This is a genomic window from Lelliottia sp. RWM.1, assembly GCF_016859735.1.
Taxonomy (GTDB): Bacteria; Pseudomonadota; Gammaproteobacteria; order Enterobacterales; family Enterobacteriaceae; genus Enterobacter.
On record NZ_WLVC01000010.1, the window covers coordinates 97,514 to 115,469 of the forward strand.

Genomic DNA, 17,956 nt, shown 5'->3' on the forward strand with positions numbered 1-17,956 from the left:
AATACATTAACGTTGAGCATAAAGGAACCTGATGTTGAATACGCTGATTGTAGGCGCTAGCGGTTATGCGGGCGCAGAGCTTGTAAGCTACGTGAATCGCCATCCTCATATGACCATAACCGCTTTGACCGTGTCAGCGCAAAGCAATGATGCAGGAAAGTTAATTTCCGATTTGCATCCACAACTTAAGGGGATCGTCGACCTGCCGTTGCAGCCGATGTCCGATATCAGCGAGTTCACAGATGGCGTGGACGTGGTGTTTTTAGCCACTGCTCACGAAGTCAGCCATGACCTGGCTCCGCAGTTTCTGGCGGCAGGTTGTGTGGTGTTCGACCTCTCTGGTGCGTTCCGCGTAAACGACGGTGCGTTCTATGAAAAATATTATGGTTTCACCCATCAGCATCCCGATTTGCTTGAGAAAGCGGTGTACGGGCTGGCGGAGTGGAGCGCAGACAAACTGAAAGAGGCGAACCTGATTGCCGTACCGGGTTGCTACCCGACGGCGGCACAGCTTTCCCTGAAGCCGTTGATCGATGCAGGCCTGCTGGATCTGAACCAGTGGCCAGTGATCAACGCCACCAGTGGTGTGAGCGGTGCGGGCCGTAAGGCGGCAATATCAAACAGTTTCTGTGAAGTCAGCCTTCAGCCGTATGGGGTGTTCAACCATCGCCATCACCCTGAAATCACGACCCACCTGGGTGCAGAGGTTATTTTCACACCGCATCTGGGTAATTTCCCGCGTGGGATTCTGGAAACCATTACCTGCCGCCTGAAACCGGGTGTGACAAAAGAACAGGTGAGTGACGTCTTTACTCAGGCGTATGCGGATAAACCGCTGGTGCGTCTGTATGACAAAGGTGTGCCAGCCCTGAAAAATGTGGTCGGTCTGCCATTCTGTGATATCGGCTTTGCTGTTCAGGGCGAGCACCTGATTGTGGTCGCCGCAGAAGATAACTTACTCAAAGGCGCTGCCGCACAGGCAATGCAGTGTGCAAATATTCGTTTTGGCTTCGCTGAAACGCAGGCTCTTATTTAAGGTGTGATGATGAACCCATTAATTATCAAACTCGGTGGTGTACTGCTGGACAGCGAAGAAGCGCTGGAGCGTCTGTTTACCGCGCTGGTTAACTATCGCGAATCACACCAACGTCCTCTGGTGATTGTTCATGGCGGCGGTTGTGTGGTGGATGAGCTGATGAAAGGGCTTAACCTGCCAGTGAAAAAGAAAAATGGCCTGCGTGTAACGCCAGCCGATCAGATTGACATCATTACCGGTGCACTGGCAGGGACGGCAAACAAAACGTTGCTGGCGTGGGCGAAGAAACACCATATCGCTTCTGTCGGCCTCTATCTGGGCGATGGCGATAGCGTAAAAGTGACCCAGCTCGACGAAGACCTCGGCCACGTTGGACTGGCGCAGCCGGGTTCGCCTAATCTGATTAACACCTTACTGGAAGGCGGTTTCTTGCCAGTGGTTAGCTCCATCGGTGTGACAGAAGAAGGTCAACTGATGAACGTGAATGCCGATCAGGCTGCTACGGCACTGGCGGCGACGCTGGGTGCAGACCTGATCCTGCTCTCCGATGTGAGCGGCATTCTGGACGGCAAAGGCCAGCGTATTGCGGAAATGACTGCCGCAAAAGCAGAGCAACTGATTGCTCAGGGCATTATTACCGATGGCATGATTGTAAAAGTGAATGCGGCGTTGGATGCTGCGCGTACGCTCGGCCGTCCGGTGGATATCGCCTCGTGGCGTCATGCGGAGCAACTTCCGGCGTTGTTTAACGGCACGCCGATTGGCACGCGTATTCTGGCGTAATCGATTTATTGTTTTGTAGGCCCGGTAAGCGCAGTGCCACCGGGCAAAGTCATTCAAAGATATTAAGGAAGCATGTTATGGCACTTTGGGGTGGGCGTTTTACACAGGCAGCGGATCAGCGGTTCAAACAGTTCAACGACTCTTTGCGCTTCGACTACCGCCTGGCCGAACAGGATATCGTCGGCTCTGTGGCCTGGTCCAAAGCGCTGGTCACTGTGGGCGTCTTGACTGCGGATGAACAACTGCAGCTGGAAGAGGCGCTGAACAACCTGCTGGAAGAGGTGCGTCTGGACCCGCAGCAGATCCTGAAAAGTGATGCCGAAGACATTCACAGCTGGGTGGAAGGCAAACTGATCGACAAAGTCGGCCAACTGGGTAAGAAACTGCACACCGGGCGTAGCCGTAACGATCAGGTCGCGACCGACCTGAAACTGTGGTGTAAAGATACGGTGGTGGAGCTGCTGGCAGCGAATCGTCAATTACAGAGTGCTCTGGTCGAGACCGCGCAGAACAATCAGGATGCGGTGATGCCAGGGTATACCCACCTGCAGCGTGCTCAGCCGGTGACGTTTGCTCACTGGAGCCTGGCATATGTTGAGATGCTGGCACGTGATGCAAGCCGTTTGCAGGATACCCTGAAACGTCTGGACGTTAGTCCATTGGGCAGCGGTGCGCTGGCGGGTACGGCGTATGAGATCGACCGTGAACAGCTGGCAGGCTGGCTGGGTTTTGCATCCGCTACACGCAACAGTCTGGACAGCGTATCCGACCGTGACCATGTTCTGGAGCTGCTCTCGAATGCTTCCATCGGTATGGTGCACTTGTCGCGTTTCGCTGAAGACCTGATCTTCTTCAACTCTGGTGAAGCAGGTTTTGTTGAGTTGTCAGATCGCGTGACATCAGGTTCTTCCCTGATGCCACAGAAGAAAAACCCGGATGCGCTGGAGCTGATCCGCGGTAAGTGTGGTCGTGTGCAGGGCGCGCTGACGGGCATGATGATGACGCTGAAAGGCTTGCCACTGGCGTACAACAAAGACATGCAGGAAGACAAAGAAGGGTTATTCGACGCACTCGACACCTGGCTGGATTGTCTGCACATGGGCGCGCTGGTGTTGGATGGTATTCAGGTGAAACGTCCACGTTGTCAGGAAGCGGCGCAGCAGGGGTACGCGAATTCTACTGAGTTGGCGGATTACCTGGTAGCCAAAGGCGTGCCGTTCCGTGAAGCACACCATATTGTGGGTGAGGCGGTGGTTGAGGCCATTCGCCAGGCGAAGCCGCTGGAAGAGTTAACGCTGGCCGATCTGCAGAAATTTAGTGCGGTTATTGGGGATGATGTTTATCCGATTCTGGCGTTGCAGTCGTGCCTGGATAAGCGCGCCGCGAAAGGTGGGGTGTCGCCTAAGCAGGTTGCACAGGCCATTGCGGATGCGAAAAACCGGTTAGTTTGATCCGTGTGGGTTGATGCCCTCACCCCGATCTCTCCCGGCGGGAGAGGAGGCAAACACTAAAAATGGCAACTTCGGTTGCCATTTTGCGTTTACCCCAGATTTTTACGCAAAAAAATGCGGACCACGGGGTCCGCAAAAGTTCACGTTGGCTTTAGTTGTTCGAGTTTTGAGAGAAACTCGTTTGACAGTTCGGCACGCCAAGGGTCAAACACGTGCCGTCTTGTCTATGTGGCGTATTATTCAACAGAATGCTTGATAGGGATAATCGTTCGTTGCTATGCTATCTATCGCCATGAACTATCGTGGCGACGGAGGATGAATAATGAATATTCGTGATCTTGAATACCTGGTAGCGTTAGCCGAGCATCGTCATTTTCGCCGCGCGGCAGATTCCTGCCACGTCAGTCAGCCTACGCTTAGCGGTCAAATCCGTAAGCTGGAGGATGAACTGGGCGTAATGCTGCTGGAGCGCACCAGTCGTAAAGTGCTGTTCACCCAGGCCGGTTTGTTGCTGGTGGATCAGGCGCGCACTGTGCTGCGCGAGGTCAAAGTGCTCAAGGAAATGGCAAGCCAGCAGGGGGAGGCGATGTCTGGCCCACTGCATATTGGCCTGATCCCAACCGTTGGCCCGTACCTGTTACCGCACATCATTCCGATGTTGCACCAGACCTTCCCGAAACTCGAAATGTACCTGCATGAAGCGCAAACCCATCAGCTGCTGGCGCAGTTAGACAGCGGTAAGCTCGATTGTGCGATTCTGGCGCTGGTCAAAGAGAGTGAGGCCTTCATCGAAGTGCCGCTGTTTGATGAGCCGATGATGCTGGCGATCTATGAGGATCACCCGTGGGCGAATCGTGAGCGGGTTCCAATGGCCGATCTGGCGGGCGAAAAACTGCTGATGCTGGAAGATGGTCACTGCTTGCGCGATCAGGCAATGGGCTTCTGCTTTGAAGCGGGTGCGGATGAAGATACCCATTTCCGTGCAACCAGCCTGGAAACGCTGCGTAATATGGTCGCGGCAGGAAGTGGTATCACATTGTTGCCTGCGCTGGCCGTTCCGCATGAACGCAAGCGAGATGGTGTGGTGTATCTGCCGTGTATTAAACCGGAACCACGCCGTACCATCGGGCTGGTCTATCGCCCTGGTTCGCCGCTGCGTAGCCGCTATGAACAGCTGGCAGAGGCCATCCGTAGTTCAATGGATGGCCACTTTGACAGCGCGTTAAAACAGGCGGTTCAGACCGTTTAATGCCGCTACCCGATAGGCTTCCGCCATTGTCGGGTAGTTAAAGGTGGTGTTAACAAAGTACTCAATCGTGTTACCACCACCTTTTTGCTCCATTATCGCCTGGCCGATATGAATGATCTCCGCGGCGCGTTCACCGAAACAGTGAATACCGAGGATCTCTTTCGTTTCGCGATGGAACAAAATCTTCAGTGTTCCCACACTCATCCCCACGATTTGTGCGCGAGCCAGATGCTTAAACTGCGCACGACCTACCTCGTAAGGCACTTTCATTGCCGTCAGTTGCTGCTCTGTTTTTCCGACGGAGCTAATTTCCGGAATGGTGTAAATCCCGGTCGGAATATCTTCGATAAGATGGGCGGTTGCCTCACCTTTCACCAGCGCCTGTGCGGCAATGCGTCCTTGATCGTAAGCAGCAGATGCCAGACTCGGATAACCAATGACGTCACCCACAGCATAGATATTTGGCAGCGCCGTCTGGTACATGCTGTTGACCTTCAGTTGCCCACGGCTATCGGTTTCGAGGCCGATGTTTTCCAGCGCCAGCGAATCGGTGTTACCCGTACGTCCATTGGCATACAGCAGGCAGTCGGCTTTGAGTTTCTTGCCGGACTTCAGGTGCATGATTACGCCGTCATCACAGCCTTCGATTTTCTCATATTCTTCGTTATGGCGAATGACGACGCCACTGTTCCAGAAGTGATAGGAGAGAGAATCTGATATCTCCTGATCGAGAAATGCCAGCAGACGGTCGCGGGTGTTGATAAGGTCAACTTTCACCTCCATTCCACGGAAAATCGACGCGTATTCACAGCCGATAACCCCTGCACCATAGATGAGTACATGGCGGGGTTCATGGTGCAGGCTCAAAATGGAATCGCTGTCGTAAATGCGTGGGTGAGAGAAATCAACATCTGCCGGGTGATAAGGGCGTGAACCACAGGCAATAACGAATTTCTCTGCGGTAATTGTCTCTACAGAGCCGTCGTGACACTCCAGCGCCAGCGTGTGTTCGTCGACGAAATGGGCGTTACCTTGCAGGATTTCACAATGGTTACGCTCATAAAATCCCTGACGCATCCGTGTTTGCTGGTTAATTACTGTGTCAGCATGATTCAGTATGTCGGCAAATGAGGAACGCAGAAGTCGGGAGTGATCGCTGTAAAGGGGGTTTTGGTTAAATTCGATAATGCGGCTGACGGCGTGGCGGAGGGCTTTAGAAGGGATTGTGCCCCAGTGGGTACAACCGCCACCAACATTATGGTAGCGCTCTATTACCGCTACCCTGGCTCCCTGCTTCACCAGCCCCATAGCAGCACCTTCGCCGCCTGGGCCGGAACCAATAACTATTGCATCGTAATCGTAGGTGTGTGGCATGGTAAGGCTTACCTGTTCTTATACATAAAAGCAACAGAATCATAACATCAATGCGCGGATAACCCAATTATCGTTGTGCTCTTTTCGCGCAGTGGAGCACAAACCTCACGTAAACAATCTTTCACAAAGCAGGGCAAACAGATTAATTTTATTCTCTGGTATAGTGCCATCAGGCCTTTGGAAGGATTCAACTATTGTGATGGGCGTAAGAGCACAACAAAAAGAGAAAACCCGGCGTTCGCTGGTGGAAGCCGCATTCAGTCAATTGAGTGCTGAGCGAAGTTTTGCCAGCCTGAGCCTGCGCGAAGTGGCGCGTGAGGCAGGGATTGCGCCAACGTCCTTCTATCGTCATTTTCGTGATGTTGATGAACTGGGTCTGACGATGGTGGACGAGAGTGGTCTGATGCTGCGCCAACTGATGCGTCAGGCGCGCCAGCGTATTGCTAAAGGTGGCAGCGTGATCCGCACCTCTGTCTCCACCTTTATGGAGTTTATTGGTAATAATCCGAACGCGTTTCGTCTGTTATTGCGTGAGCGTTCCGGAACATCCTCCGCGTTTCGTGCCGCTGTCGCGCGCGAGATTCAGCATTTTATTGCGGAACTTGCCGACTATCTTGAACTCGAAAACCATATGCCGCGAGCCTTCACAGAAGCACAGGCCGAAGCGATGGTGACCATTGTTTTCAGTGCAGGCGCGGAGGCACTGGATGTTGGCATTGAACAACGGAAACAGCTTGAAGAGAGACTGGTATTACAACTGCGGATGATTTCCAAAGGTGCGTATTACTGGTATCGCCGTGAACAAGAAAAGATGGCACATCAAACCGATGAGTGAAGGGTGAGTAATGAAACAGTCAGGTCAGGATAAAGGTACGTTGTTGCTGGCATTGATCGCTGGCTTATCAATTAATGGCACGTTTTCGGCTATTTTCAGCTCTATCGTACCATTCTCTATTTTCCCGCTAATCGCGCTGGTGCTGACGGTTTATTGCCTGCATCAACGTTACCAGAATCGAACAATGCCAGTGGGGCTGCCGGGGCTTGCCGCCGCCTGCTTTATTTTGGGCGTGTTGTTGTATAGCACTGTTGTGCGCGCAGAGTATCCGGATATTGGCTCTAATTTCCTGCCTGCGGTCCTGTCTGTGGCGCTGGTGTTCTGGATTGGCTCGCGCATACGTAGCCGCAAGAATCAATTGACGGAATAACGTGGATGGATGTTGTTTGCCGGATCAGCGAAACGCCATCCGGCAAACAGATTACTTCGCCGTGAGCAGTACGCCGCACTCCATGTGGTGCGTGTATGAAGTTAAGCATTCCACATGCTTCCTCAATGTTATATGGTTTCACCTTAATGTCATGATATTAAATTACTTTACTCATTTTTGAGTAAAGTAATTTCCGTATTAATCCATTTTTATGTCCCATCTTCCAAGAAAAATATGTACCCTAATATGTACCATTTTTGATACGTAGGGGCATTGCTATGTCTGGAGCGGAGAAGCGCTCGTCATTAAATGCGCAAGCATTCAAAAACGTTAAACCAGAGGACAGGGAATTTTTCCAGAGAGCTGGTGAGGTGCCTGGTCTGTTTTTGCGTGTACGTCCTTCCGGTGCTATGAGTTGGGTTTATCGTTTTAGGATCTACGGAAAGCCGGACAAAGTGACACTTGGCCCTGCGGATCCATCAGGGAGGAAGGGCCTCAATCTAAAAGAAGCGCGAGATTTGGCTGGTAACCATCGCAAACTTGTCTCTTCTGGTAAGAATCCTCGCTTTGAGGTTGAACGAAAATTAGCACAAGAAAAGATCAATACAATTTCCTTTGCTCAGGTGTTTGACGATCTATACCTGGGTGGGACACATGGTGAATCACGCCCGGATGAAAGTATCCTGATTTTTGACCGTGATCTCCGGGCTACGCTTAAAGATGTGCCCATCGTTGACTTTGGTCCCGGGCACTTCGCAAAAATAATATCTGGATCTACTTGGCGGCATACTGATGGTTCACTCAAGCATGGCAAAATTGCAGCAGCATACCGGCTCATAAAAAAAACGATCCGCCATGCAATTACCAGAGGAATGCTGAAGGATGATCCGTTGCGCTATTCACCAGCGAAGTCTTTTGGAGGCAAAACTGGAGTAGCGGAACGGAACCTTGGGATGTCTGAAATTCGAAACCTCTTAACACAGCTGACGTTTTGGCATACTCGTGACAGCAATCGTCGGCTACTTAAATTCACACTTGCTTGTGGCCAGCGGATTAGTGCTGTCCTTGAGATGAGACGTGCTGAAGTTGATATCGAAAAAGGGACGTGGCGGATCCCCAAGACTGAGATTGACCGTAGGACGAAATCGAAGGAAACGAGAATACTTCCGTTGAGTCGATACATGCTACAGCTTTTGCGCGAGCAGCTTGCTGCTGTTGAGCCGGGGAACGAGTTAGTTTGGCCAGCTACGAATGGACGGCAAATATTCCCAGCTTCGGTCCGCCGATGTATTGATGATAATCTCTCAGAAATTGATGGGTTCACTCCGCATGATCTGCGACGCACCTTCATTAGCCGACTTCATGAACGCGCCGCACGATTAAAGATCAACGCGGCTGACATTGAACGGGTGGTCGGGCATGTTCTACCTGGGATGATGGCTGTTTATTCTCACCCCGACCCGGATAATCCGCTTGGTGGACAACTCGACGTTCTAAACGCATGGGGAGGAATACTTTCGAAGATAGACTCATCCCGCATTCGCTCAGTTCGTCGACCATGGAATGATGCCCGTGGCACCTTCAAAAAGGTCCCGTTAGTTTAAATTTAGCATTTAGTGCTATTTTTCTGCGCCCTATGTGCGCCCTAAAAAATTCAGCCGCTGTTTAAGTGGCTGTTTTTCCGATTTGGACAAACCTAGAGCATCAGCTTGATAGGCTGAATGTCTATGTTTTTCAAATTGTTATGTTTTAATTGTCATTATATCGTCCGCTCAGAGAATTAATGCGGAGGTTTACATAAAATGGCGGAACAACAAAAAACTATACTACGAAGAGCTCAGGTCCTTGCCCTAGTCGGCATGAGCCAATCAGCAATGTATGCGCTCATTGCTGATGGGGAGTTCCCTCGCCCGATCACTTTATCCGGAAGAAGCTCTCGGCGTCCTGCTGTGGGCTGGGTTAGTACTGAGGTGCTGGCATGGATAGAGGAGCGGATCGCTATGCGCGATTCCTCCCCTGGTGCGGCTTGTTAATAACCGAGTTTTTTAAGCTCTTTCGCTAATCGAGCCAATGAACAGTCGATATCATCGTTTTTACAACCCAGTTTATCGTGCATGAGTTTTTCCAGGCTGCTATTGGTTTTGCATTTGGCAATTTTGAAAGCGCCTTCATCCAAAAGGTCAGCACCGTTCTTAGCATGATTAATGGCGCTAACGGCTAACGTCGCAAGGTCTAATGCCCTGTGGATCGGCAGTTCTTCAGAAAGACGTGACCACCGGCCATCTACTTCACGCCAGGTCTTAACAGATAGATCTGTTTCACCCGCGTCATTCCATTGAGCAAGCCCTAGGGACAAAGCTTTCGCATCTGTTTTTCCTGGTTCGTATGGGCCATCAATCTGGTGGTAGTCCGAGACTTCTAAAATTGGTGTGTGCTTCAGATGTGTAGGTGCGTGCATTTGTTCTTTCCTGAGTGAATGGGGTTAAATCACCATATCAATTTTTGTGATTTTTGTAAATTTATTAAATTTTGTGAATGTTTTATTTTTGACCTTTGTGCTTATTGTATTGGATACAAAGCTCGCCAACATTCACTTATTAGAAGAATAAGAAAAATATCCTCCCTTAAGAATTTTTCTAATAATCGATTGCTCATAAAAGATTAATGAGATGCAAAACCCTTTTTATACATTGGTTATTGTGATGTCGTTAATCAAAAAAGAGTAAGCTATATCAATTGGTTATGTGTTGATGTGTTCGTGAAATGGACGTTATTCTTTGTATCAGGAAGAGGAAGCAAGCTCCGTACTGATGGAGAAACCTTGGCCAAGAAAGCAAAACTGCGGCTGGTGGCAAAAATCGAGTCGCATCGATTGGTCTCTCCAGGCCTCTTCCACTGCCACCAGTCGCACCCTACAGCCTGTGGAAGGGCTCACTGGAGATGAAAATGAAACGTTACATCGATGATTTGATCTGTCTCACTCCCGGCGAACGGCTGATCGTGCTGTTCACACCACTGGCATTCATGACAACCGCTGCGGCCATTTTTTTTGGCTGATGGTGTTCGCCGGTGTTCGCGTCGTGATGCCAGACTCTGGCGCAGCCCTTTAAGGAGATCGAAATGAGTAAATTCTTGTTGGTTCCAGAAATGATGGACCTGCTGCGCATCAAGAGGACGACGCTGTATGCAGAGATCAAGCGCGGCACCATTCCAAAGCCGCTGAAACTCAGCGCCGGCAAGTCTGCATGGCATATAGATGATGTGAAAAAACTGATTGAGCAGCGCCGTATGGCTGCGAATGGGCAATAAAAAACCCGCTTTATGCGGGTTCTTATGGCAAAACCGGAATGTTCAAAATAACGGCTTCGCACTTGATTTGTTACCTAGACAATAGCAATTCTGACGCTGCAGCCGTGAATCGTCAAGCGGTTTTGCTCAAAAAAGATGTAATTGGAGATTATATTTTGAGCAATAAATATCCTCTCATGAACGATAGCGATTTCACAGAACACGTTCTGGCGTTCTTCGGCGCAGATATCATTGAGGCCGATTTCTCTTCTGCTCGCACAGAGTCAGGTGAATTCATCTACAGTGAAGATCTACGGGGCTCCCCGCTGCCTACTCAGCGCTTCCGCCTGTTTGGTGCCGATCCGGTAATTGGCGGTGAAGTGTGCCGCCACAAGAGGATGCCGACACTGGGCTGCGCGCACATTGTAGCGACTCCAGACGGCAGACGTGTGTTCTTCGCAGACGGCCTGAACGAGCCGTTGCGTGAGGTGACGCTGGCAGACGCTATCGACCTGCTGATTGAGCGCCGCCAGGCGTTGGGGGTGACTTTATGAGCGCTACCCACTTGGCGGAAGTGATGAGCGTTGCTGACACCATATCGGCATTCCGCACCGCAATGATGGCGCAGGGCATCGAGACCCGTGACGCAATCGAGGTCGATGGAAAGCTGCACCGATTTCACGTCGAGGGTGATGCGAAAGGCTCACTCAACGGTTTCTACTGCCTGCATTATGATGAAAAGCCAGCCGGTATCTTCGGTTGTAACAAACGCTTTGGCTTCGATAAGAAATTCCAGTGGCAGTCTAACCAGAAAACGAAGGAATGGACGCCTGAAGAGCGGCAGGCTTACAAGGAACGCGTAGCGAGAGAGCGCGCCGAGAAGGATGCCGCTGAAAAGGCGCGCCATGAAGCCGCTGCTGCTGCTGCCAACCAGCTCTGGGGCGCTTCCTCACCCGCGTCTGATGATCATCCCTACCTGAAGTCCAAAGGCGTGAAGGCTCATGGCCTGCGCGTGGGCAAATGGGAGAAGATCAACAAAGACACTGGTGAGATTCGTCTCATCACCGACAATGCGCTGCTGGTGCCCATCTGCGACCGCAAGCGCAATATCCACTCCATGCAGGCGATCTTCCCGGCCAAAATGAAGTCGATGGGAGACCGCAATAAGGATTACCAGGCGGACGGTGCCAAGCGCGGTCTGTTCCACACCATCGGCAAGCCGCTGATTCATGACGGCAGGCCGGTTTTCGTGCTCTGTGAGGGCTACGCTACTGGCGCATCCATTCATGAGGCTACTGGGCATTGTGTCCTTGTCTGTTTCGACGCTGGCAACCTGCCGGTGGTGGCACAGGCTATCCACAACACCCTGAAGGCCAAAGAGAAGGAAGCTGTAATCGTTCTCGCGGCAGATAACGACCGGTGGACCACGACTCCAGTCGAGAACCCAGGTGTTCACCAGGCAAAGACGGCGGCGCGAGCTGTTAACGGGCTGCTGGCGATCCCCGACTTCCAGTCACTGGACGGCAATCCCTCTGACTTCAACGATCTGGCACAGCGTGAAGGTGCTGAGGCTGTCGCTCGAGCGTTTGAGGAGACGCTGAACCCAAAAGCGGAGCTGGTGCAGAACGAGATTGCAGTGGCCGATAGCGACAACAATGTTGCGATCCCTGACAACCTGGGCATGCCTTTTCGCTGTGTTGGCACGGCTGGCCAGTATTACTCGTTCTGGCGTGAAGATACCCGTGGAATCGTTCTGCTGAAACCCAGCGAGGTTGGCAAAGACCACGGACTATTTCAGCTGGCTTCATTGCAGCGCTGGGAGGCGTGGGCACTTGATAGCGGCCTGAAAGAGCACCGAGCCGCTGCCGCGAACTGGCTTATCCAAACGTCGATGGAAATCGGGCTGTTCAAGCCGGAGTTGGCTTGCGTTGAGGATACGGACTACATTCGCCGCCAGATGTGCCTGGCGCAGCTCCGTGTGCGGGTCACTGCTCCCACACTTGCTGACCTGATGCACGGCAATTCACTTTGGTCTGGGGTGTTCTGGTACGACGAATTCTCCGGAAAGATCCGCGTTGAGCGCGAGACGCCGTGGGGTGAACTGCCAACAGAGTGGCGCGACGAGCACGATAATATGCTCGCGGCGTGGGCTGAGGCTCAGTTCGGCGTGGCAGTTGGATCTGGCGTATCGGCAGAAGCCGTTCAATTGCTGGCAATGCGTGACCGCAGAGATCCGGTTGCAGAGTACCTGAAATCCCTGAAGTGGGACGGCGTGCCTCGCCTCGATACATGGTTGCTTCGTCTGGCCGGCGCACAGGACACCCTCTTTAACCGCGCGGCAGGTAAGCGCACGCTCATCGCTGGTGTAGCCAGGGCATTCAATCCGGGCTGCAAACATGACCCGGCCTTGGTTCTGGAGGGGCCGCAAGGACTGCGCAAGTCCTCCCTGGTTCGTGCGCTGGCACCAAACGGGGAATGGTTCACTGACCGTCTCGACGGCGAGGTTGGCAGCAAGGACTCCATGCAGTCTCTCGCAGGTCGCTGGATTGTGGAGCTGGCCGAAATGACCGGTATGACCCGCGGCGAGGTGAAGGCGATTAAGGGCTTTATGGCGTCCGGAGACGACAAATACCGACCATCATATGGACGCAGAACCGTGTCGCACCCGCGCCGTTGCATCTTTATCGGTACCATCAACCCAGAGGGCGACGGCTCTTACCTGACGGATACCACTGGCGGGCGCCGTTTCTGGCCGGTCAAGTGTACCCAGATTGACCTCGAGACGGCAAAGACCGAGCGCGATCAGTTATGGGCAGAAGCTGTGGCGCTCTACCATCGCGGCGAGCAATGGTGGCTTACCGACGAGGAAGAGTCCGAGGCCAAAGAAGTGCAGAGCGATCGCACCGTCGATAACCCGTGGGGGGTTCGCGTTAGCAAGTTCCTGTCACATAACCCACCAGCATTTTCTGGTGGTGAGTGGGGTGCTCCACGCCTTTACAGCCCGACACACCTGTCAACCAGCGACATCTTCGAGGCTTTCACAGGGCGCACGATGGTGTCGAAGGACATCAACGAGAGCAAACTGATTGCTTCCGCATTGATCGAGTGCGGCTGGAAATCAGAGCGCGTGCGCGTCGACGGCCGCCGCTTCCGCGCCTGGGTGAAGGTAGACGCAGATGACGAGCTACCAATCTGATCGGGATGGCCTTCGTGCCGCCATAAGATCCCCGCGACAAATAGACCCCGCTTCGGCGGGTTTTTTGTTACTGACGGTTTCCGCCAGTCTTTCGGAGGCGTCGGGCGAAAGATATCGCTGCTTTTTCGCAGGCTACCGGTTGGGACGCTGGGACGCTTGGGACACTTCTTTTTCCAATTGCTCTCATCCTAATTTCAGGGGAGGGCGGGTAAAGAACAGCAGTATTGCTCAAATAATATAAATCCAGCGGGACGTTGGGACGCTACCTGTATTTCCAGTGTCCCGGTCTAAGTTTTCTAAGTTTTTGTTTTATAGATATGAAACAGGTGATGGGACACTGGGACGCTTGGGACACTACTTTTACAGGAAACTTTATACTTACGTGAGGCGAGGAGTAGGGCATATCACATTTGCCCCTCACATACTCGCATGGAGAAAAAGTTTTACGAAAAGGGTGTTTTAGCGTCCCAAGCGTCCCAAGGATGTTTTTCTTTTTTACTTTCATATCGTTAGGGTGGGACACTGCCCAAAACAGGTAAAATTGCAGTGTCCCCGCGCCGCTATGGGTTCAAAGAACACATTATTGGTGCATCCAGCGAGGGCAATCTGCAATCTGTCGCGCCCGCGTATTTTTTACACCGCCTGAAAATTGAGGCTCACCGACAGGGCGTGACGCTACTCTGTCGGAAAGAACGACAATTGAGGGCTTACCTATGGCGGACAAAAAGGCGCTCCGCGCCACCGCAAAAACGCTTTATGAGGCTGGCCGTGTGACGATCAAGCAGATCGCCGCGGAAATTGGTGTTAGCAGCCGCACCGTCGAACGCTGGAGTGCTGCAGATGGATGGGTGCGGGTGACGACTACCCCAGAGCTGAGTGAGCGCGCGCACCGCGTTGCCTCCAGACTGGCGGAGATTCCGGAGGACGCAAAACCGGAAGAGCGGGGGAGGGCCGTGGAGGCGATTACTGAGCAGCAGGTCGTCGATGAGCGCGCCGAGCTGCTGGTTCGGCACCGGCGTGAATGGCAGGTATCTCGCGCGCTGCTGGCTGAGGCTGTTCGTGAGCGCTCCACCGATAAGGCAAAAATGGCGAAGGTGGTGGCTGAAACAACCTCTATCACGCAGAAGGGCGAGCGCCTGGCGTGGGGGCTTGATACGGACACCGGCAAGAAAGTGCAGGTGGTCATCGAGCGCGAATAAACCAGACGACAAGCAAGGAAAATGGACGCTACTATCTTGAACATAGCCTAGCCATGGAGGTCTCATGAAAATCGCGAGCGTAGTTTTGTTTGTTTTGCTACCTATACCACTAATATCTGCAGCAGAATCATCGAAAGAAGCTATTTTCCCGTCATCACTATCCGGGAAACCTAGTGTCGAACTTGGTGAGTTTATCCGCTCATCTATGTTAGAAAAAGGCGAAAGGTTAGGTTGGGATTGGCGTGCCAATTCGGATATCGATTGGCAAGATGGAATTACCCAAGTGAACTCGACCGGCTATTCGCATCGTGATGGAGTAGCTCGTATAAACGTTATGGGTGTCAGATCAGATAAAGAAAAAGATCTACGGAACGCGAGAAGAAGCTCGCGGTGATATTTTTGATTACATCGAAATGTTTTATAACAGTAAGCGTCGGCATGGTTCGAGTGATCATATGCCACCAACTGAATACGAAAAACAATATTATCAGCGGCTCGGAAGTGTCTAGATTATCTGTGGCGATTCATTGTAAGTGAGATTAGAAATTCAGTCCCTGAATATAAAGATGGGATCACTCCTGTGTATTTCCATGGTTCATTAAATCGTGTGAATATTTGGAAGCCGAAAAACTCTGATGCTTTTGGGGGGTCATTCTTCCAGTGGGATGGTGGAAATAATTTACGCATCAGAGAATTTATGCGGGTGAATATGATTGCTAACATTTCGTCCCCCACAAAAAGCAAAGCCTTATCTTTATCTTCGGTGATAAAAACGAAGCCATCATGGCCAGAGAAAGCGTCAGTTTTTATTTCTGATGGTATTGTTGTTGTTAAATTAGGAGAACATTATGGAGAGCTTGGTGGAATGAAACCAGAATAATTATTAAATTTTCACGTACATTATAGGCCTAAATAGGGCTTTACATTGCTTTTTAGTGATCTGACTTTTTTTTCTAAAGTCTGTCTCTTGGAACAGCAATGCATTAATGGCTTTTTCGAAGGTTGTGACCATCAAGTTGATAGCATCATCGAATGGTACGTTGAAATGATTAGGCGCTAAAGAATTCTGCCCCTTGAAAGGATCTTCTTGAGATCCTTTTGTTCTGCGCGTAATCTCTTGGCCTGTAAACGAAAAAACCGCCTGGGGAGACGGTTTTTTCGATGGTTCAGTAAGTTGGGGAACTTCTGAACCGTGGTAACAGGGTGTACAAGACCGCTGAAACCAAATTCTGTCCTTTCAGTTTAGCCGTAGTTGGGCTGAGACTTCAAGAACTCTACATCAGTAATCTCTTGTAGGGGTTTGAAGCCCAATGGAGCGGAAACCCCCTGACCGCAAGGGATGTACGGAACTGGTAGGCTGTCCGTTTCTGGTTTTGCCTACTTTCGGACAGATCAACGGCATGGTGTACGTAATCGCTCGGTTTCGGACACAGAAACGTCGTAGCACCACCGTTCGGGCAACAATCAAGAATGCTTTGGTTAAAAAATAGTCTTAGCGTAGGTTATTTTCCCTTTTCCAAGCGGACCCCAATAGATGGAACTGCATGACAAAGTCATCGGGCATTATCTGAACATAAAACACTATCAGTAAATTGGGATCACCACCGAGACTTTTATGCTGCCGTTCATCGCCTGATAAAATGAGGATTTAAGCTCATTAATGCTATGTTTTCCTACGATTGCTCCTCTCCACTCGCTGCTATCTTCATCACTTTCTCTTCATTACGTTACGCTTTGGTGAGTTGATTTTAATCATGATACTTGTTTGATGGTCTTTTCTTGGAGAAAAATCAAAGTGGTCGTGCCTTCCTGACCATTGTCTCTTCAGCAAATTCTTATCAAATTCTGCTTGCCGTCGCGTGATAAATGACAGTTATCAATGATAATGGGAATTTCATATGATTATGACTACCTCAGAAAGTTTTAATAAAATCGAACAGTCGTTTATTCAAGATAATTCAGTAAAAATATTATCGCTTGACTGTTTTGATACCCTATTTTGGCGATACGTCGCAGAGCCGACAGATATTTTTTGCCAGTTAACCATTGGTGATGAGGCTAGAATAAAAGCTGAGAGCAAAGCTCGTCATCGCAAGATGGCTAAAATAAATGGAAAAGAAGTCACGATTTACGAGATTTATAATGAAGTATCAAAGAAATCATCACCTACAGAAATAGAGAGAATGGTTGGGGATGAAATTACTGCAGAGATCAAAAATGGTTTTGTTTTTGAGCCAGCAATAAATATTTTGCGCGAAGCCAAAAAACGCAATATCAGAACGATTGTCGTTAGTGATATTTACTATAGTAATCAACAGCTTAGCAAAATAATCGAAGCTGTATCGCCAGAAGCACATCAACTTATTGACAAAATTTACTGCTCTTCTGATTATGGCGTAGGTAAATATGATGGCTTGTGGAAAAAGGTTATTCAACATGAGAATGTTAAAGCAGGACAAATATTTCATATCGGTGATAATATCGAAGCAGATTATCATTCCCCAATAAAACTTGGAGTCAACGCTCATCATTTCCTGCAAAATGAAAATGTAATTAATGATATTCTAGCGCTACGCGGAAATACCGCGAATTTGTTACTGCCAGATTATCGTAAAGAATATGCTTTACCTTCATTTTATCATGATTGGTACTCAGTCAACACCAGAGAAGTCAATGTTGAAAAAATCATTGGTTGTATGGTATTAGGTCCAATATTAAATAGCTTTGCATTGAGTATAAAAAAACAATCCTCTTACATTCCAGATGTAAAAATTGCTTTTCTTTTCAGAGATGGATATATGCCTAAAAAAGCATATGACCAAATATTTCCAGAGGAAAAAACTTTCGAGCTAAGAATATCTCGACTCACGTCTATTAAGAGTTCCTTTGTGGACAAATCAAGCATTGAAGAACATCTGATAAATACTCTTGAAACGTACCTCAGGATAGGGAAAACATTAGAAGGAAACCTTCACCTGGTTGATGTGCTCTGCAAGCACTTACTCATTAGTGATAATAAAAAAAGCACATTACTACACAAATTAAAAAACAATGGATACTCATGCCAGTGGTTAATAAAAACACTGCTATCAGATGAGCTAAGGAAGGTGCGAACAAGTTCCTGATATGAGATCATCATATTCATCCGGAGCGCATCCCAGAGGGACATCATGAG

17 protein-coding genes and 1 pseudogene are annotated in these 17,956 nt (G+C 50.2%); 16 read left to right on the top strand and 2 right to left on the bottom strand.

Translation table 11 applies throughout. The features are described from left to right. Positions 1 to 31: 31 nt before the first annotated feature. The 4 genes from argC (at position 32) to oxyR (ending at position 4,519) form a co-directional block, all read left to right on the top strand. On the top strand, positions 32 to 1,036 hold the full coding sequence (gene argC, locus GF617_RS10595; RefSeq protein ID WP_203451631.1) for an N-acetyl-gamma-glutamyl-phosphate reductase: 1,005 nt from the start codon (positions 32 to 34) through the stop codon (positions 1,034 to 1,036). A 6-nt stretch (positions 1,037 to 1,042) separates the two neighbouring features. Further along, positions 1,043 to 1,819 carry an acetylglutamate kinase gene (gene argB / locus GF617_RS10600; protein WP_181621450.1) on the top strand — a complete coding sequence of 259 codons (777 nt, stop codon included), beginning with the start codon at positions 1,043 to 1,045 and terminating at the stop codon, positions 1,817 to 1,819. 77 nt (positions 1,820 to 1,896) lie between these two features. After that, positions 1,897 to 3,270 (top strand): argininosuccinate lyase, encoded by a 1,374-nt coding sequence (gene argH, locus GF617_RS10605; protein WP_203451632.1) that lies wholly within the window; start codon positions 1,897 to 1,899, stop codon positions 3,268 to 3,270. A gap of 322 nt (positions 3,271 to 3,592) precedes the next feature. After that, the gene (oxyR, locus tag GF617_RS10610; protein ID WP_181621448.1) at positions 3,593 to 4,519 is read left to right on the top strand and encodes a DNA-binding transcriptional regulator OxyR; all 927 of its coding nucleotides are present in this window, start codon (positions 3,593 to 3,595) and stop codon (positions 4,517 to 4,519) included. Here the strand turns inward: oxyR and sthA are convergent. Further along, positions 4,493 to 5,893, bottom strand: a complete 1,401-nt coding sequence (gene sthA, locus GF617_RS10615) for a Si-specific NAD(P)(+) transhydrogenase (protein ID WP_203451633.1) — start codon at positions 5,891 to 5,893, stop codon at positions 4,493 to 4,495. The genes oxyR and sthA overlap by 27 nt on opposite strands. 196 nt (positions 5,894 to 6,089) lie before the next feature. Here sthA and fabR point away from each other — a divergent pair, with 196 nt between their 5' ends. The 4 genes from fabR (at position 6,090) to GF617_RS27515 (ending at position 9,131) form a co-directional block, all read left to right on the top strand. After that, complete coding sequence (fabR, locus tag GF617_RS10620; RefSeq protein WP_181621446.1) at positions 6,090 to 6,728, top strand: HTH-type transcriptional repressor FabR; 639 nt, start codon at positions 6,090 to 6,092, stop codon at positions 6,726 to 6,728. A 10-nt stretch (positions 6,729 to 6,738) separates the two neighbouring features. Continuing rightward, a complete protein-coding gene (locus GF617_RS10625) occupies positions 6,739 to 7,098 on the top strand; it encodes a YijD family membrane protein (protein WP_181621445.1) in 360 nt (119 codons plus the stop codon). A gap of 278 nt (positions 7,099 to 7,376) precedes the next feature. Beyond that, complete coding sequence (locus GF617_RS10630) at positions 7,377 to 8,702, top strand: integrase family protein (RefSeq protein ID WP_203451634.1); 1,326 nt, start codon at positions 7,377 to 7,379, stop codon at positions 8,700 to 8,702. 198 nt (positions 8,703 to 8,900) lie between these two features. Next, complete coding sequence (locus GF617_RS27515) at positions 8,901 to 9,131, top strand: AlpA family phage regulatory protein (protein ID WP_203451635.1); 231 nt, start codon at positions 8,901 to 8,903, stop codon at positions 9,129 to 9,131. On the opposite strand, the gene GF617_RS10640 is transcribed toward GF617_RS27515, so the two are convergent. After that, on the bottom strand, positions 9,128 to 9,556 hold the full coding sequence (locus tag GF617_RS10640) for a DUF6530 family protein (protein ID WP_203451636.1): 429 nt from the start codon (positions 9,554 to 9,556) through the stop codon (positions 9,128 to 9,130). The two genes, GF617_RS27515 and GF617_RS10640, sit on opposite strands and share 4 nt — an antisense overlap. 662 nt (positions 9,557 to 10,218) lie before the next feature. On the opposite strand from GF617_RS10640, the gene GF617_RS10645 reads away from it, so the two are divergent. From GF617_RS10645 to GF617_RS10685, 8 genes and pseudogenes are all read left to right on the top strand, one after another. Then, positions 10,219 to 10,407 carry an AlpA family transcriptional regulator gene (locus GF617_RS10645; RefSeq protein ID WP_203451637.1) on the top strand — a complete coding sequence of 63 codons (189 nt, stop codon included), beginning with the start codon at positions 10,219 to 10,221 and terminating at the stop codon, positions 10,405 to 10,407. Positions 10,408 to 10,583: 176 nt separating this feature from the next. Beyond that, a complete protein-coding gene (locus GF617_RS10650) occupies positions 10,584 to 10,940 on the top strand; it encodes a hypothetical protein (RefSeq protein WP_203451638.1) in 357 nt (118 codons plus the stop codon). After that, positions 10,937 to 13,582, top strand: a complete 2,646-nt coding sequence (locus tag GF617_RS10655; RefSeq protein WP_203451639.1) for a VapE domain-containing protein — start codon at positions 10,937 to 10,939, stop codon at positions 13,580 to 13,582. Before GF617_RS10650 ends, GF617_RS10655 begins: the two co-directional genes overlap by 4 nt. 713 nt (positions 13,583 to 14,295) lie before the next feature. After that, on the top strand, positions 14,296 to 14,781 hold the full coding sequence (locus GF617_RS10660; RefSeq protein ID WP_203451640.1) for a helix-turn-helix domain-containing protein: 486 nt from the start codon (positions 14,296 to 14,298) through the stop codon (positions 14,779 to 14,781). 64 nt (positions 14,782 to 14,845) lie between these two features. After that, positions 14,846 to 15,175 carry a hypothetical protein gene (locus tag GF617_RS10665; protein ID WP_203451643.1) on the top strand — a complete coding sequence of 110 codons (330 nt, stop codon included), beginning with the start codon at positions 14,846 to 14,848 and terminating at the stop codon, positions 15,173 to 15,175. Continuing rightward, positions 15,126 to 15,290 (top strand): annotated as a pseudogene (locus GF617_RS10670) (IS3 family transposase); the annotation flags it as partial. The gene GF617_RS10665 and the pseudogene GF617_RS10670, both read left to right, overlap by 50 nt. A gap of 98 nt (positions 15,291 to 15,388) precedes the next feature. Then, complete coding sequence (locus GF617_RS10675) at positions 15,389 to 15,661, top strand: hypothetical protein (protein WP_203451641.1); 273 nt, start codon at positions 15,389 to 15,391, stop codon at positions 15,659 to 15,661. Positions 15,662 to 16,679: 1,018 nt separating this feature from the next. Next, positions 16,680 to 17,906, top strand: a complete 1,227-nt coding sequence (locus tag GF617_RS10685; RefSeq protein WP_203451642.1) for a hypothetical protein — start codon at positions 16,680 to 16,682, stop codon at positions 17,904 to 17,906. Positions 17,907 to 17,956 lie beyond the last annotated feature (50 nt).